This window comes from Nocardia sp. A7 (assembly GCF_046549215.1).
Lineage (GTDB): Bacteria > Actinomycetota > Actinomycetes > Mycobacteriales > Mycobacteriaceae > Nocardia.
In genome coordinates this window covers 192,280-207,943 of record NZ_JAJPWE010000003.1, presented here as the reverse complement: position 1 = coordinate 207,943, position 15,664 = coordinate 192,280, and the positions used below count along the sequence as shown (strand labels likewise).

Genomic DNA, 15,664 nt, shown 5'->3' with positions numbered 1-15,664 from the left:
CACAGCCGTCTCCGGGCGCCGGATACCATGGAATACAGGCGTCGGCGACTTTGTTCTTGCCGACCATCCGAAAGCTTTTTCCGCTCGAGCACCGATGCGCCGTGTCACTGCGTCGGTTGCTATGACGACCAGGAGGGGTCGATCCGAATGAGTAATCCCGTGTCGGGCGAACGAATCGCGGTGCGCCCTCCTACGGGGGGCGACGATCCGACCAAGATCGCCATGCTCGGCCTCACGTTCGACGACGTGCTGTTGCTGCCTGCCGCTTCGGATCTCATCCCCAGCTCTGTCGAGACATCCAGCCGACTGACCCGCGACATAACCCTGCGCACGCCGCTGGTGAGCTCGGCCATGGACACCGTCACCGAGGCGCGTATGGCCATCGCCATGGCGCGTGCGGGCGGTATGGGTGTGCTGCACCGCAACCTCTCGGCCGTCGATCAGGCCGCCCAGGTGGAGACGGTGAAGCGCTCCGAGGCGGGCATGGTGACCGACCCGGTCACCTGTCGTCCCACCGATACCCTCGCCGAGGTCGACGCCATGTGCGCCCGCTTCCGCATCTCGGGTCTGCCGGTGGTGGACGAGACCGGTGCGCTGGTCGGCATCATCACCAACCGCGACATGCGCTTCGAGGTCGATCAGGATCGTCGCGTGGACGAGGTGATGACCAAGGCGCCGCTGATCACCGCGCGTGAGGGTGTCACCGCCGAGGCCGCGCTGGGCCTTCTGCGCCGCCACAAGATCGAGAAGCTACCCATCGTCGACGGCAACGGCAGGCTGCGCGGACTGATCACGGTCAAGGACTTCGTCAAGACCGATCAGTACCCCAACGCCACCAAGGACCGCGACGGCCGCCTGCTGGTCGGTGCCGCGATCGGTGTCGGCGAGGACTCCTGGTCGCGGGCGATGACGCTGGGCGAGGCCGGGGTCGACGTGCTGATCGTCGACACCGCGCACGGCCACCAGTCGCAGGTGCTGCAGATGGTCGCCAAGGTCAAGGCCGAGGTCGGTGACCGGATCCAGATCGTCGGCGGCAATGTCGCCACGCGTGCGGGTGCCGCCGCGCTCGTCGAGGCGGGCGTCGACGCGGTGAAGGTGGGTGTGGGCCCCGGCTCCATCTGCACCACCCGTGTCGTCGCCGGTGTCGGCGCGCCGCAGATCACCGCGATCCTCGAGGCCGTCGCCGCCTGCAAGGCCGCCGGTGTGCCGGTGATCGCCGACGGTGGCGTGCAGTACTCCGGCGACGTCGCCAAGGCCATCGCCGCGGGCGCGTCCACCGTGATGCTCGGCTCGCTGCTCGCGGGCACCGCCGAGTCGCCCGGCGACCTGGTGCTGGTCAACGGCAAGCAGTTCAAGGCCTACCGGGGCATGGGCTCGCTCGGTGCCATGCAGGGTCGCGGGCAGGCCAAGTCGTACTCGAAGGACCGCTACTTCCAGGACGACGTGCTCGCCGAGGACAAGCTCGTCCCCGAAGGCATCGAAGGCCGCGTCCCGTTCCGCGGCCCGGTCAACCAGGTGATCCACCAGCTCGTGGGTGGCCTGCGCGCCGCGATGGGCTACACCGGTTCGCAGAACATCGAGCACCTCCAGGGCGCGCAGTTCGTGCAGATCACCGCGGCGGGCCTCAAGGAGAGCCACCCGCACGACATCACGATGACCGTCGAGGCCCCGAACTACACCGGGCGCGGCTGAGTACAATAGAAGCGTTTGCGCTCCGGGAGATAAGCTCCCGGAGCACAAGGCAACGCAGGCTTGGCCCCGAGTCTCGCCGTAACCGCACTCCCAGCCCCGCACGACCCGACCTCGAGGAGGGTCCCGCCGCGAAGCGGCGGTTCGCGGCCGGGTCGCCGGTCAGGCGCCGCTGCGTAGGCGACGAAGGAGCAAGCAGCGGTGACTGACCGGCGGCCCGTGGTGGCCGCGAACTCGAGCGCGCCAGCGCTCCAAAAACACAGGAGCAACTGTGCGTGACATGGTCGAAATCGGTATGGGACGGGTCGCCCGTCGGACCTATGAGCTCGATGACGTCGATATCGTCCCCTCGCGGCGGACGCGCTCGTCGAAGCTGGTCTCGTTGGCCTGGCAGCTCGACGCCTACCGTTTCGAGATCCCGGTGCTCGCACACCCCACCGACGCGCTGGTCTCGCCCGAGTTCGCGATCGAGCTGGGTCGCCAGGGTGGCCTCGGGGTGATCAACGGCGAAGGCCTCTGGGCCCGCCACACCGACGTGCAGTCCAAGATCGACCAGCTGATCGATCTGGTTGACAAGGGGGGTTACGAAAAGGCCATCTCGCTGCTGCAGGAACTGCACGCCGCGCCGATGCAGCCCGACCTCCTCGCCGCCGCCGTCGCCCAGGTCCGGGCGGCCGGGGTGACCACCTCGGTGCGCCTGAGCCCGCAGAACGCCCGCGTGTTCACTCCCGCGCTGGTGCAGGCGGGCATCGACCTGCTGGTCGTGCAGGGCACCATCATCTCCGCCGAGCACGTCGGTGGCGATGAGCCGCTCAACCTCAAGACCTTCATCTCCGAACTGGATGTGCCGGTAGTGGCCGGTGGCGTGAGCGATCACCGCACCGCGCTGCACCTGATGCGCACCGGTGCGGCCGGCGTCATCGTCGGCTACGGCTCGTTCCCCGGTGCCACCACCACCGGCGAGGTGCTCGGCATCGGTGTCCCGATGGCCACCGCGATCGCCGACGCCGCCGCGGCCCGTCGCGACTACCTCGACGAGACCGGCGGCCGGTACGTGCACGTGATCGCCGACGGTGACGTGGCCACCTCGGGTCAGCTGGCCAAGGCCATCGCCTGTGGCGCCGACGCCGTGATGCTCGGTGTGCCGCTGTCGGCCTCGGCGCAGGCGCCCGGTCGCGGCTGGTACTGGCCCTCGGCGACCGCGCACCCCTCGGTGCCGCGCGGTTCGTTCCTGCCGGTCGACGAGGCCTGGCTCGACGGCCCCGACGGCGCGGTGGCCCGCCCGAGCCTCGAGCGGGTGCTCTACGGCCCCTCCGACGACCCGTTCGGCTCGCTGAACCTGGTCGGTGGCCTTCGTCGTTCGATGGCCAAGGCCGGTTACTCCGACCTCAAGGAATTCCAGAAGGTCGGGCTCAGCGTTCGCTGAAAAGCGGTTCGCTAACGCACGTGGGTCAGTGAGACCCGATCCCGCAGGAACCGCGAGATAGCGGTATTGACCGGTTCCGGGTGGGTCATCGTGACGGCCAGGCGGGCGCCATCGATCTCCACGAAGGTGGAGGCGGTGAGCCCGTCGGCCAGCGTCCGGGCCCGATCGCCCGCGATGCCGCTGCGATTGGCGTGGATGATCAGCGCCGGGCAGGTGATCTCGCGCAACCGGTCGAGTACCGAATCGCGCCCGAGCAGGCAGCCGACGGCGGCGTCGAGGCCGCTGTGCGCGTCGCCGACCCAGCGGCGGGTCCAGATGTCGCGGTACCAGGTGTCGTCGCCGATGAGCCAGTCCGCCAGGCGGCCCGCGGCTTCCTCACGGGAGCTGTGGTCGTGCCACTCGTCGAGGAATCGTTGGGTGGCGGTGGACTGGCCAAGGGTCGGCCCGTGCGCCTCGGTGCTGATCAAGATCAACGCGGCGACCCGTTCCGGTGCCACCAACGCGGTCCGCAAAGCTGTGAAGCCCCCTTGCGCGGTGCCACCGACGATGGCGCGCTCGACGCCGATCGAGTCGAGCACGGTCAGCGCGTCGCGGGCCGCGGTCCAGTAGGTGAACGGCAACCGCTGATCTCGGGTGCGGCCGTGGCCGCGCGCGTCCCAGGCGACGATCCTGAGTTCGGGTGCGAGTGCGGCCTGTTGCGAGGCGAACATCGTGCGGTCCATGAAGAATTCGTGGGCGAGCAACACCACCGGACCCGTGCCACCGCTGTCCTCGTAGTAGATTTCGGCATCGATCGCGCGGGCGAATGGCACGAGCACGAGGATAGCCAGCCCCACCGCGCCACGCCCAAAAACGAGGGCGCGTCGTGCTCGGTCACTACGGCGCGTCCGGCTCTGGCGATGCCCGCTGCTTGCTCGTCGTACACCGTCACTAAACTGTGGCGGTGGCAGATACTCAGAGACCGGTCCTCGTCGTCGACTTCGGCGCGCAGTACGCCCAGCTGATCGCCCGACGGGTGCGGGAGGCGCGGGTGTTCTCCGAGGTGATTCCCCACACGATGACAGTGGAAGAGATCGCCGACAAGCAGCCGCTGGCCGTGATCCTGTCCGGTGGTCCGTCGAGCGTATATGCCGAGGGCGCACCGCAACTCGACGCGCGGCTGTTCGATCTCGGTATCCCCGTTTTCGGCATCTGCTACGGCTTCCAGGCGATGGCGCAGGCGCTGGGCGGCACGGTCTCACACACCGGAACCCGCGAATACGGCCGCACCGAACTGAACATCGACGGCGGTGTGCTGCACGGCGGCCTGCCGACCATCCAGCCGGTGTGGATGTCGCACGGTGACGCGGTGACCGATGCCCCCGCGGGCTTCGAGGTCACCGGTACCACCGCGGGCGCCCCCGTCGCCGCGTTCGAGGATCGCGCGCGTCGCCTGGCCGGTGTCCAGTACCACCCCGAGGTGCTGCATTCCCCGCACGGCCAGCAGGTGCTCAGCCGCTTCCTGCACGAGCTCGCCGGCATTCCGCCGCAGTGGACTCCGGCCAATATCGCCGAGTCGCTGATCGAGAGTGTGCGCGAGCAGATCGGTGACGGGCACGCCATCTGTGGTCTGTCCGGCGGTGTCGACTCCGCGGTGGCTGCCGCGCTGGTGCAGCGCGCGATCGGTGACAAGCTCACCTGTGTGTTCGTCGACCACGGTCTGCTGCGGGCCGGTGAACGCGAGCAGGTCCAGCACGACTTCGTCGCCGCGACCGGTGCCAAGCTGGTGACTGTGGACGCGGTGGACAAGTTCCTCGGTGAGCTGAAGGGCGTCTCCGATCCCGAGGAGAAGCGCAAGATCATCGGCCGCGAGTTCATCCGCTCCTTCGAGGACGCGGTGGCCGGCATCGTTGTCGAACAGGGCGACGGTGTCGCTCCGAAGGTCGAGTTCCTGGTCCAGGGCACCCTGTACCCGGACGTCGTCGAATCCGGCGGCGGCACCGGTACCGCGAACATCAAGAGCCACCACAATGTCGGTGGCCTGCCCGACGACCTCGAGTTCGACCTGGTCGAGCCGCTGCGCCTGCTGTTCAAGGACGAGGTCCGCGCGGTCGGTCGCGAACTCGGCCTGCCCGAGGAAATCGTTGCGCGCCAGCCCTTCCCGGGTCCCGGGCTCGCGATTCGCATCGTCGGCGAGGTGACCGCCGACCGGCTCGAGCTGCTCCGCCAGGCCGACGCCATCGCCCGCGAAGAACTCACCGCTGCCGGTCTGGACAAGCAGATCTGGCAGTGCCCGGTCGTGCTGTTGGCCGACGTGCGCTCGGTCGGTGTGCAGGGCGACGGCCGCACCTACGGTCATCCGATCGTGCTGCGTCCGGTGTCGAGCGAGGACGCGATGACCGCGGACTGGACGCGCCTGCCCTACGACGTGCTGGAGCGGATCTCCACGCGCATCACCAACGAGGTGGCCGAGGTCAACCGCGTGGTGCTCGACGTGACGAGCAAGCCGCCGGGCACCATCGAGTGGGAGTGATGCGTTAAGCCGGTCGCGGTGGCAGCGCCGACTGGGTGAGCAGGAGCCTGCCGAGGAGGAAGCCGCCGGTGCGCGGTCGGTGGATGGCCGGTGGTAGGACTTTCGCCAGTGGGGTTTCCGGTCGCTTCTCGGATTCGTCCATTGCCCTTGTCTTTCAACTGGTTCCGACAGCAATGGCCCGTCACGATGACGGGCCATTGCTGGTTTCTCGGGTGGTCCCTGGCGTCAGTGGTGTTTGCGGCTCGGTGCCAGCGTGAGCAGCAGGCCGATGACGATGGCCGCGATCACCACGCCCCAGCCGATGGGCAGGATGCCGTCGTCGGGGGTGGGCGCGCCGAGCAGGGCCCAGACGCTCACGGCGAGTGCGATCAGGCCGGTGGTCAGCAGGGTGAAGGCCGGCCGGCGCGCGGGCTCGGTGCTGGTCGGATCAGCCACGGGACACCACCGCGTCACCCAGGTGCATCGTGATGCGCAGGTCGAGGACCGGTGCGCCGGGAGCGTTCGGTCCGCTCAGCCCGTCCTGGCAGGCCGAGTTGGAATCGGCCACGCGGATGTCACATGTCGTTTTCACTGTCATCCCTTCGGGCAGTTGCACTTGCACCTCACCGACGTTCACCGCGACTTCGACGCTGCGCGACTCGGTGAGGTCCAGACCGCGCAGATCCAGCGTGCCCGAACCGATGTCGAGGGCGTAGCGGGGCTGCAACTCGGTCACCGAGGTCGGTGCCCAGACACGCTCGCCGATGGCGGTTTCGTCGAAGTCGATCGGCCCGATCAGCGAGGCCAGTATCACGAATCCGGCCAGGGGAGCGGCGAGTACCAGCAGGCCGTATCCGCGCCGCAGGAACGCGCCGACGACGAGTCCGAGGCCGACCACTGCCAACGCGAAGGCCGCGATCCGGGCGGGGGTCATCCATTCCACACCCGATGCCGCCGCGGCACCCGCCAGCGCCGCGGCGAGGATCGCCAGGCCGATGGTGACCGGAGTGAGCCGGGAGCGTGGACGTTTGGGTACTGGGGGCGCCACCGGCGCGAAGCGGGGTGCCGCCTCCGGGAATTCCCAGGCCAGCGGCGCGACGGCGAGCGGGTCCCAGCCGTTGGGTACCTGCGCGTTGATGCGCGGGGGCTCCGGTGCGGGAGATATCGTGCCGGGGAGGGTCTTGTGCAGCACCGCGGTGGTCTCCGCCGCATGGCGTTGCTCGACGAGCGAGGTTGTCGCGGCCGGCAGCACCTCGGCTTTCGAGCTGTTCGCCCGCTTGTCGAGATTTACGGGTGAGTCCGAATCAGCTACCGGACGAACCGAATCCGCCGTTTGCTCGCTCGACTGCGCTTGCTCGGCGGCTTCGGGTGTGGCGGGGTCCGGCTCGGCCGCGGTCACGCTGATCCGCACAGTGTCGACCGAATCCGTAGTGGTGCTGCCTGTTTCGTCGATGTCCTTGCGCAGGACGACCGTCTCGGTCGCGTCGACACGGAGCAGCGGGGTGGATTCCGCTGTGGCCGTGCGGGTGCGCGCCGGATCGGGGACGTAGGCGTCGGGGAGTTTGGTGTAGGGCGTGTACATCCCCGTCGGTGGCACCTCCGGGTTGTACGGATAGCCACGCACCGGGACACCGGTCGGGTAGCCCGCTCCCGGGTAGCCGGTGGTGCCGAGGGGCGAGCGGTAGGCATCGAAACCCGCGGGCAGTTCGGGATGACGCAGATACAGCATCCACCAGCCCGCGAGCATCAGCCCCAGGCTGACCACCCCGCCCCCGCCCATCCCCAGCCCGATCGGCCCCATGGTCGACACGGCGATCGCCAGCGCGACGATCAACACGATCGTCTTGGTCTGCGAATGCGACCCCCGATCGTGGGCCGACAGGGCCTGCGCCGCCGACACCTCGTTGCCCGCCGACCCCAGCACCAGCCAGGCCAGCAGGTACAGCACGATCCCGGCCCCGCCGAAGATGGTCGACACGACGAAGGCCACCCGCACGAGCACCGGGTCCACCCCGTACCGCAACCCGAAACCCGCCGCCACCCCGGCGATCGGCCCCTGCCGAGGCAGCCGGACGGGCCGCGTCTGCCACATCTGGTGAACCTGGTCGGCGAAGCTCGTTCTGCTCATGCCATCCATGGTGTGCCGAGCCACCCCTTTCGCACATCGGGGGTAACCCTGAGAATGTCCCGGGTTCACGCGGCTCACAGGAACATGGTGTCGCCGAAGACCGAGATCGACGGACCGATATCGGCAGGCACATCCGGATTGGATGAGCCGAACCCGACGGTGGCTCCGCGTCGACCGAGATGCCGCTGTCGAGCCCGACCGACAGGGGTGAAGATGTTCACGTATTCCTCCGCTGAAGCGGCGGCCGCAGTTCCGGCCTGCCATCAACGTTGGAAAGCCTCTGTGGCCGGGCTTTCGGCGTGACTACGCATCGGCTTAAAGGCCTGCTGAGGCCTGCGCGGCCGAGTTTCCGCCGGATCGCCGACATCCGGGTGGGAGATCAGGGGCTTACCTGATGTCAGCACCCCGCCCCGCGTGCCACTATCGAGAGCATGGATCCGTCTGTTTCCGCCCGCACTGCCGCCGAGGGGCCTGCCACGCCACCCGGGTCCGGCGGCGCCGCCGGAAACAACGCTCCCGACTACCCGACCTCCGCGCCCGGCTACCGGCCTGCGGGCGGCAACCGAGCGAACGTCGGCAACGGTGCCGTGCCCTATGGCGCGAGTACCGCCCACAGCCCGGGCGCCCCCCGCAACTCCGCGCCGGGTCATCAGCCCGGGATCGGCACGGGGGCGGCCGCTGTCGGGCATGCGCCGATGGCTGCGAATCGGCCGCATGGGTCGGCGGGATCGTCCGATGGGCCGGGGGCTGCGGCGAATCCGCGGTTCGGGGGGCATCGGCTGCGCGACCGTTTCGTAGGGCGTGAGCCGGTCGTCTATGGGGCACCGCAGCCCTACATTCCGCCGCAGCGATACCTGCCGCCGCAGCAGTACCGGACCGCGCCGGGTTACCAGCAGTATCCACAGGGCTACGGCGTGCCTCGCGGTTATCGCCCCATGCTGCCGACTCCCGGCCCGGAGCCGATGGGTGCGCCGGTGCCCGAGACTCCGCGGTTGGTCCGCCGCAGCGGTGGGCGGGTGGTCGGTGGTGTCGCGGGTGGTCTGGCCGATCATCTCGGTGTCGACGTGGTCAAGGTGCGGTTGGCGTTCGTGCTGCTGTCCGCGCTGGTCGGTGCGGGTCTGGTGGCGTACGGGTTGCTCTGGATCTTCACCCCCGGCGGCGCGGATGCCGTGAAACCGACCGGTGACGAGCGCAGGCAGGCGATCGGGCTGGCCTTGCTCGGGCTCGGGCTCACGGTGACGGTGGGGTGGCTGTTCCAGGGGACCGCGGCGCAGGTGATCGTGCCGATCGTGGTGGTCGCGGTCGGCGCCGCACTGGTGTGGCGCGAATACGACGTCGCCGCGCCGGGCCCACGGGCCCTGTTCGGGCTGCCCGCACGACCCTCGGTGGTGACCTGGTCGCGCATCGTGGCCGGGGCGACGCTGATCGTGGTCGGGCTCGGTGTGGTGGTGCTGGCCAGGATCGATCTCAGTTCGCTCGGGTCGGCGCTGATCGCGGTGGCCGTCACGCTCGTCGGCGCTGGTCTGCTCACGGTGCCGCTGTGGTTGCGCATGGTCCGTGCGCTCAATGCCGAGCGCGGCGCCCGCATCCGCAACGAGGAACGCGAGGAGATCGCCTCCCACCTGCACGATTCGGTGCTGCAGACGCTCGCGCTGATCCAACGTCAGGCCGAAGACCCCCAGGAGGTGCTTCGCCTGGCCCGCAGCCAGGAGCGCGAACTGCGCAAGTGGCTCTTCGACGACACCGCACCCGCCCAGTCCAGCCTGGCCACCGCACTGCGCACCATCGCGGGCGAGGTGGAGGACCAGCACGGCGTGAAGGTCACCCCGGTCGTCGTCGGCGATGTCGCGATGGACCCCGGCGACACCGGCGCCGGTCTGCCCAAGGAACATTTCACCGCCCTGCTCGGCGCCACCCGCGAGGCACTGGTCAACGCCGCCAAGCACGCCGACGTCCCCGAGATCGACCTGTTCGCCGAAACCGAACCCCACCAGGTGAGCATCTTCGTCCGCGACCGCGGCGCCGGTTTCGACGTGTCCGCGGTCCCTGCCGACCGCCGCGGGGTGGCGAAGTCCATCTGCGCCAGAATCGAGCGCCGCGGCGGCACCGCCGAGATCGACTCGACCATCGGGCGCGGCACCGAGGTGCGCATCGTGATGCCACGCACCGACTCAGGATCCTCCGAGCCGGACCAGGCCGAGAGCGACGACGTCACAGCGGGTGGTGCGGGTCCTGTCGACTCCGAGACCCGGATCGACCCTCCCGTCGACGCGCCGACGACGCGAGACCAGCCCACCGATCGCTGAGCGCGCGATCGCGGCGAACCCGAGCCGATTTCGGCGCCGGGACACCGCGGTGTGGTACCGATGACAGCAGGTCGATCGACACGGTTCGAATGAGGAGTCTTGTAGTGAGTGTGCGGGTTTTCCTGGTCGACGACCATGCGGTCTTCCGGTCGGGGGTGCGGGCGGAGCTGAGCCGCGAGACCGATATGGAGGTCGTCGGTGAGGCCGGTGCGGTGGCCGAGGCGGTCGCCGGGATCGATGCCGCGAAGCCGGACGTGGTGCTGCTGGATGTGCACATGCCCGATGGCGGTGGGGTGGCGGTGCTGGCCGGGATCGCCACCGGGCCGGTGTGTTTGGCGTTGAGCGTGTCCGATGCGGCCGAGGACGTGATCGCGGTGATCCGGGCGGGGGCGCGCGGATACGTGACCAAGACGATTTCCGGTGCCGAGCTGGCCGACGGTATCCGCCGGGTCGCGGGCGGTGACGCGGTGTTCAGTCCGCGGTTGGCCGGGTTCGTGCTCGACTCGTTCACCGGGCGCTCGCCGGTCCCCGAGCCGCCGCTCGATCCCGAATTGGACTCACTCACCCCGCGCGAGCTGGAGGTGTTGCGCTTGCTGGCGCGTGGTTACACCTATCGGGAGATCGCCGAATCCTTGTTCATCTCGGTGAAGACCGTGGAGACGCACGCGTCGAATGTGCTTCGTAAGACACAACAGTCGAACCGGAACGCGCTGACTCGATGGGCTCATCGCCGGCGCATCGAGTGAAGCTCGGCTCTACATCACGGCGATGATGATCGCGATCAGGATGACCAGGCCGATCAGCACGCCAGCGCCGATGGCGAGGGGGGCGCCGTTGGGGAGGTTGTCGATGAAGCTGCCGGTGCGCTGTTGGGGTGCGGCGGCGGTGGCGGCGAGGGGAGCGCGGTGCGGGCGCGGCAGCGGGGCGGAATTGGCGCTGCGCAGGCCGCTGGCGGAGTTTCGGGTGGACCAGGCGGGAATGGTGCTGTCCTCGGTGCGTAGCGGCACACCGAGGATGTAGGCGCCGGTGCCAGGCCCGAAGGCGGCGGTGAGGATTTCGTCGCGGGCCTCGGCCATGGTCGGGCGACGCTGGGGAGCGGGCTCGAGCATGTGCAGCAGCGGCTGGGTGAGGACGCCGCTGCGGGTGGGCGGGATGATCCGGCCCATCGCGGCCTTGGCGACGACGTCGTTCTCGTCGGACTCGAAACCGAACGGCGGCTGGCCCTCCAGCGCGGTGTAGAGGGTGGCGCCGAGAGAGAACACGTCGCTGGCCTCGGTGGGCCGGGCGCCGCGCGCGACCTCGGGCGGGAGGTAGGCGGGGGTGCCGGTGATCACACCGTCGGGTTCGTCACCGTGCGTGTCGCCTGCGCCGCGCGAGATGCCGAAGTCGCTGAGTTTGGCCAGGCCCACACTGTTGCCGCGGTCGGCGACGAGGATGTTGCCCGGCTTGATATCGCGGTGCACGATGCCCGCGGCATGCGCGGCGGCGAGCGCGTCGGCCACCTGCGCGCCGATCTGGGCGACCTCTACCGCGGGCAGCGTGTCGACCAGCGCGAGCGCCTTGGCCAGGCTGCGCGAGGGTAAGTACTCCATGACGAGCCAGGGCTCGCCCGCTTCGATCACCACGTCGTGCACGGCCACGGCGTGCATGTGCGACAGCTTGGCGGCCACCCGGCCCTCGTGCACGATGCTGCTGCGAACCTGTTCGGCCTCGGCCGCGCTCAGTCCCGCGGTGGACAGCACCTGCTTGATCGCGACTTCGCGGTTCAGCAATCGATCGGTCGCGAGCCAGACCGCGCCCATGCCACCCCCGCCCAGCTTGGACTGCAGGCGGTAGCGACCCGCGACCAGGTAGTCGGGGCCGATATGGGGACGAGCACGTTCGGTCACGGGTGCGAGGGTAGCCGAATATGGCGCTGACTGGCCGGGATCCTGGCCACAGTTCGTCGGCGGGAGTAGCTGGAACCCTCTTCGCGGGGTGTCGCCGGAGCCGGGCGGGTTCGGCCGTACCCGCGGTGGACATGGGTAGGGGTGGGTGTCACGCTGGTCGCTATCGAACGTATATTCGAATACGATCGATAGCTGAAACGGTGCTGCCGTTTCAGCGCAGGGCGGTTTTCCGCTCGCGGGTCCATCGTGGAAGTAGGTGGTGTTGATGGGTTCGGAAGCGTTGTCGCCCGATCCGGGCATGCTCGACGAGCTGCGCAGGCAAATGGCCGCAGTGCCGGGGCGTGGTGAGTCCGCGACCGGGCATATACCGCGTGAGCAGCCATTACGTCGTGATCTTTTGCCGGTGCCGCCGCCACTGGCCGATCTGCTGCCCGATGGTGGGTTGCCCAAGGGCGCGGTGGTCGCCTATACCGGCGCGCACTCCCTGCTGACCGGGCTGCTCGCCGCGGTCACCGGAAACGGCGGTCACGCGGCGGTGGTCGGTCTGCCCCGGCTGGGTTTGCTGGCCGCCGCGGAAATGGGTGCCCAGCTGTCCCGCCTGGCGGTGATCGCCGACCCCGGCCCCGACCCTGCCGAAGTGGCCGCGGTTCTGCTCGACGGCCTCGACCTGGTGGTCCTCGGTCTGGGCGGTCTCGCCGTCCCGCCCGCCCGCTGCCGCGTCCTCGCCGCCCGCGCCCGCAACCGCGGCGCCACCCTGGTCGTCGCGGGCGAATGGGCCAACCCCACCCTGCGCCTCGACTCCCGGGTCACCGGCTACCGCGGCCTCGGCCCCGGCCGCGGCCGCCTGCGCTCGGTCTGCCTCGACGTGCGGGTCAGCGCCAAAGCTGGCCAGACCCGACACGGCCACATGGACCTGTGCGCCAAGGCAGGCCGCACCGAATGGCTGCCCCGCGAAACCATCACCCGCACAACCGAAGTCACCGCCTTGCACGGGGCTGTGTCGTGACCGCCGGTCCGTTATCCGGTTCTGTTCGATGGACGTGAGTGAGTCCACCGTCCGCCCGGCGTCCGCGCGGCCGGGCGCACATCGCAGTCGGGGTGGGTGTCGTGGCGCGCGTTGATCGGGTGCTGGCGGTGTGGTGTCCGGACTGGCCCGCGGTGGCGGCGGCCGCGGTGGAGGGGGTGGGAGCGGATCGGCCTGTCGCGGTGTTGCGGGGGAGTTCGGTGGTGGCGTGTTCGGCGATCGCGCGGGCCGAGGGGGTGCGGCGGGGGATGCGTAGACGGGATGCGCAGGGGCGTTGCCCGGGACTTGTCGTCGTGCAGGATGATCCGGATCGGGACGCGCGATTGTTCGAGCCGGTGGTCGGCGCTGTCGACGCGACGGTGCCGGGGGTGGAGGTGTTGCGGCCCGGCCTCGTCGTGCTCGGGGCGCGTGGTGCCGCACGGTATTTCGGTTCCGAGGAGGCCGCGGTGGTGCGGTTGATCGATGCGGTCGCCGCGGCGGGAGCAGAGGCGCAGATCGGGATCGCCGACGCCATGTCGACGGCGGTGATCGCGGCCAAGCGCGGCGCGATCGTGCTGCCGGGGGAGGGTGCGCGCTACCTTGCTCCGCTCCGGGTCTCCGAACTCGCGATGGAACCGAGCCTGGCCGCACCCGAGCGCAAGGAACTGGTAGACCTGCTGCGCCGCTTGGGTTTACGCCGCATCGGTGATTTCGCGCGGCTGTCTCCCGCCGAGGTGGCCTCCCGGTTCGGCGCAGACGCCGTGCTCGCCCATCGCACCGCCCGCGCACTCCAGGAACGTCCGCCGTCGGCACGGCGCCCCGCTCCGGAACTGACCGTCGAACTGGCCTGCGATCCACCCATCGACCGGGTCGACGCGGCCGCGTTCGCGGGCAGGCAGCTGTCCACTCGGCTGCACGCGGTGCTGTCGGCGGCGGGCGTGGCCTGCACCCGGCTGGCCGTGACCGCGCGCACCGAGGCGGGCGAGGAGCTGACCAGGATCTGGCGCTGCGCCCGCCCGCTCACCCCCGCCGACACCGCCGACCGTGTCCGCTGGCAACTCGACGGCTGGCTCACCCGTCGAGCCCGCCCCACCGGCCCGATCGTCGCGCTCACGCTGGAACCGGTCGAGGTGGTCGCCGCCGGTGCCCTGCAACTGGGTCTGTGGGGCGGCGAGGGCGAGGAAACCGAACGTGCCCGCCGCGCTCTCGTTCGCGTGCAGGGACTGCTCGGCGGCGAAGCGGTCCGCATCGGTGTGCTCAGCGGCGGCCGCGGCCCCGCCGAACGCATCACGATGATCGCCCTCGGCGACGAACTCACCCCCGCCACCGACCCCACCCAGCCCTGGCCCGGCCGCCTCCCCGAACCCGCCCCCACCCTGCTCCTGCTGCACCGCCCGGTCGTCGACCTGACCGCCGCCGACGGCGCCCACGTCCTGATCACCGACCGCGGCCTGTTCACCGCCACCCCCACCCGCCTGCGCTGGGGTCGCAGGGAATGGGCCCTGCTCGGCTGGGCGGGCCCTTGGCCGGTCATCGAACGATGGTGGTCCACCGCCGAACCCACCTCCCTGGCCGTGCGCGTCCAGGTCCAACTCGATGCCGACCCCACCGAGATCCGCGCCGTCCTGCTCGTCTACGACGCGACGCTGTGGCACGCCGAGGGCGTCTACGAGTAGCCCGCCGCGATCGGCGGCGCGGGTGCGCGTCGACGCGGTTCGCGCGCCCGGTCCTAGAGTGAAACGACGCTTGTCCGGGACGGCCCCGGACGGCGCGGTCGCGGGAGGAGCGCTGTGAACCCATTCGAGGGCATGTTGTGTACGGCGGCCGCTGCCGACATTCCGCTTCTCGGTACCGCGGGACACTTCACCGGATGGCTGTGTATCGAGCATCCCGGCGCGTGGGGCGGTGATGTGATCGGTGACGAGGTGCTCGGTCCGGAGATCACCGCCGAACTGGCGGCGCGTACGTCGGCGGCGCGGGTGCGGCCGACACTGATCCGCCGCCCCGGCCGCAACGAGTTCACCGGTACCCGCACTGTGCTGCTGGTCAGTTCGCGACCCGAGGGTTCCTGGTGTGAGCGGTTCGAGATCACCGACCTGCGCCGGCTCTTCGACATAGACCTGCGTCTCGTCGACGGCCCGGCCCCGGGAATCGGTGTGCGAGTGGATGATCCGGTGGTCCTGGTCTGCGCCCACGGCAAGCGCGACCAGTGCTGTGCCCGGTTGGGTCGCCCGATCGCCGCTGCGATGGCCGCCGATCACCCGGGCCGGGTGTGGGAGGCCTCGCACACCGGTGGTCACCGCTTCGCCCCCGCGGTGGTCCTGCTTCCCTCCGGCCTCACCTATGGCCGCGTCGACGCCGCTGCCGCCGATGCGATGCTCGAAGCGGCCGACGCCGGCGAGGTCTCCCTGACCGGTCTCCGCGGACGCAGCTGCTACCCCCCGATCTCCCAGCTCGCCGAAGTGGCTGTGCGTGAACAGATCCCGGCGAACGCCACCGACCTCACCGTCCACCCCGACCCGGTTCCCACACCCGACCAGACAATAGCGGGCGCCGCCATCGTCACCCACCGCGACGGCCGCCGCTGGCGCGTCACCGCCCGCACCGTCCCCGCCGCCTCCCGCCAAGCCAGCTGCGGCGCCGCCCCCAAACCGGCTACCTACCTGGAACCCGCTGCGGTAGAACAACTCCCCGCATTGTCCACAGTGGTTTAGCCGAACGATGGTGACCCC

The 15,664-nt window shown here is 70.0% G+C and carries 14 protein-coding genes; 8 read left to right on the top strand and 6 right to left on the bottom strand.

Translation table 11 applies throughout. The features are described 5' to 3' along the window. Positions 1 to 147 precede the first annotated feature (147 nt). Both guaB and ACLJPD_RS19040 read left to right on the top strand, forming a co-directional pair. A complete protein-coding gene (gene guaB, locus ACLJPD_RS19045; RefSeq protein WP_410873723.1) occupies positions 148 to 1,692 on the top strand; it encodes an IMP dehydrogenase in 1,545 nt (514 codons plus the stop codon). Between the two features lie 268 nt (positions 1,693 to 1,960). Continuing rightward, positions 1,961 to 3,115 carry a GuaB3 family IMP dehydrogenase-related protein gene (locus ACLJPD_RS19040; protein WP_410873721.1) on the top strand — a complete coding sequence of 385 codons (1,155 nt, stop codon included), beginning with the start codon at positions 1,961 to 1,963 and terminating at the stop codon, positions 3,113 to 3,115. Positions 3,116 to 3,126: 11 nt separating this feature from the next. Here the strand turns inward: ACLJPD_RS19040 and ACLJPD_RS19035 are convergent, their stop codons facing one another. After that, positions 3,127 to 3,927 carry an alpha/beta fold hydrolase gene (locus ACLJPD_RS19035; RefSeq protein ID WP_410873720.1) on the bottom strand — a complete coding sequence of 267 codons (801 nt, stop codon included), beginning with the start codon at positions 3,925 to 3,927 and terminating at the stop codon, positions 3,127 to 3,129. A gap of 131 nt (positions 3,928 to 4,058) precedes the next feature. Between ACLJPD_RS19035 and guaA the strand changes: the two genes are divergently transcribed. Further along, positions 4,059 to 5,627: a glutamine-hydrolyzing GMP synthase gene (guaA, locus tag ACLJPD_RS19030; protein WP_410873718.1), complete on the top strand. Its 1,569-nt coding sequence runs from the start codon at positions 4,059 to 4,061 to the stop codon at positions 5,625 to 5,627. Positions 5,628 to 5,631: 4 nt separating this feature from the next. Here guaA and ACLJPD_RS19025 read toward each other — a convergent pair whose 3' ends face one another. The 4 genes from ACLJPD_RS19025 to ACLJPD_RS19010 all read right to left on the bottom strand — a co-directional run bounded on the left by ACLJPD_RS19025 (position 5,632) and on the right by ACLJPD_RS19010 (position 7,955). Further along, positions 5,632 to 5,769, bottom strand: coding sequence for a hypothetical protein (locus ACLJPD_RS19025; protein WP_410873716.1), 138 nt, complete (start codon positions 5,767 to 5,769; stop codon positions 5,632 to 5,634). A gap of 83 nt (positions 5,770 to 5,852) precedes the next feature. Continuing rightward, positions 5,853 to 6,062 carry a hypothetical protein gene (locus tag ACLJPD_RS19020; RefSeq protein ID WP_410873714.1) on the bottom strand — a complete coding sequence of 70 codons (210 nt, stop codon included), beginning with the start codon at positions 6,060 to 6,062 and terminating at the stop codon, positions 5,853 to 5,855. After that, on the bottom strand, positions 6,055 to 7,734 hold the full coding sequence (locus ACLJPD_RS19015; protein WP_410873712.1) for a PspC domain-containing protein: 1,680 nt from the start codon (positions 7,732 to 7,734) through the stop codon (positions 6,055 to 6,057). The genes ACLJPD_RS19020 and ACLJPD_RS19015 overlap by 8 nt, the downstream gene beginning before the upstream one ends. 74 nt (positions 7,735 to 7,808) lie before the next feature. Then, positions 7,809 to 7,955 carry a hypothetical protein gene (locus tag ACLJPD_RS19010; protein ID WP_410873710.1) on the bottom strand — a complete coding sequence of 49 codons (147 nt, stop codon included), beginning with the start codon at positions 7,953 to 7,955 and terminating at the stop codon, positions 7,809 to 7,811. A gap of 714 nt (positions 7,956 to 8,669) precedes the next feature. Between ACLJPD_RS19010 and ACLJPD_RS19005 the strand changes: the two genes are divergently transcribed. Both ACLJPD_RS19005 and ACLJPD_RS19000 read left to right on the top strand, forming a co-directional pair. After that, the gene (locus ACLJPD_RS19005) at positions 8,670 to 10,040 is read left to right on the top strand and encodes a PspC domain-containing protein (RefSeq protein ID WP_410874495.1); all 1,371 of its coding nucleotides are present in this window, start codon (positions 8,670 to 8,672) and stop codon (positions 10,038 to 10,040) included. A gap of 110 nt (positions 10,041 to 10,150) precedes the next feature. Further along, a complete protein-coding gene (locus tag ACLJPD_RS19000) occupies positions 10,151 to 10,786 on the top strand; it encodes a response regulator (RefSeq protein ID WP_410874494.1) in 636 nt (211 codons plus the stop codon). A 9-nt stretch (positions 10,787 to 10,795) separates the two neighbouring features. Here the strand turns inward: ACLJPD_RS19000 and ACLJPD_RS18995 are convergent, their stop codons facing one another. Further along, complete coding sequence (locus tag ACLJPD_RS18995; RefSeq protein WP_410873708.1) at positions 10,796 to 11,929, bottom strand: serine/threonine-protein kinase; 1,134 nt, start codon at positions 11,927 to 11,929, stop codon at positions 10,796 to 10,798. A 265-nt stretch (positions 11,930 to 12,194) separates the two neighbouring features. On the opposite strand from ACLJPD_RS18995, the gene ACLJPD_RS18990 reads away from it, so the two are divergent. From ACLJPD_RS18990 to ACLJPD_RS18980, 3 genes are all read left to right on the top strand, one after another. Then, on the top strand, positions 12,195 to 12,935 hold the full coding sequence (locus ACLJPD_RS18990; protein ID WP_410873706.1) for a hypothetical protein: 741 nt from the start codon (positions 12,195 to 12,197) through the stop codon (positions 12,933 to 12,935). Positions 12,936 to 13,036: 101 nt separating this feature from the next. Then, a complete protein-coding gene (locus ACLJPD_RS18985) occupies positions 13,037 to 14,608 on the top strand; it encodes a DNA polymerase Y family protein (protein ID WP_410873704.1) in 1,572 nt (523 codons plus the stop codon). 132 nt (positions 14,609 to 14,740) lie between these two features. Then, positions 14,741 to 15,646, top strand: coding sequence for a sucrase ferredoxin (locus ACLJPD_RS18980; protein WP_410874492.1), 906 nt, complete (start codon positions 14,741 to 14,743; stop codon positions 15,644 to 15,646). Positions 15,647 to 15,664 lie beyond the last annotated feature (18 nt).

What these genes read in the sequence shown, in the direction of transcription:
- guaB (WP_410873723.1), top strand. Translation starts at nt 148, where the DNA reads ATGAGTAATCCCGTGTCGGGCGAACGAATCGCGGTGCGCCCTCCTACG.
- ACLJPD_RS19025 (WP_410873716.1), bottom strand. Translation starts at nt 5,769, where the DNA reads ATGGACGAATCCGAGAAGCGACCGGAAACCCCACTGGCGAAAGTCCTA.
- ACLJPD_RS19015 (WP_410873712.1), bottom strand. Translation starts at nt 7,734, where the DNA reads ATGAGCAGAACGAGCTTCGCCGACCAGGTTCACCAGATGTGGCAGACG.
- ACLJPD_RS19005 (WP_410874495.1), top strand. Translation starts at nt 8,670, where the DNA reads ATGCTGCCGACTCCCGGCCCGGAGCCGATGGGTGCGCCGGTGCCCGAG.
- ACLJPD_RS18990 (WP_410873706.1), top strand. Translation starts at nt 12,195, where the DNA reads ATGGGTTCGGAAGCGTTGTCGCCCGATCCGGGCATGCTCGACGAGCTG.
- ACLJPD_RS18980 (WP_410874492.1), top strand. Translation starts at nt 14,741, where the DNA reads ATGTTGTGTACGGCGGCCGCTGCCGACATTCCGCTTCTCGGTACCGCG.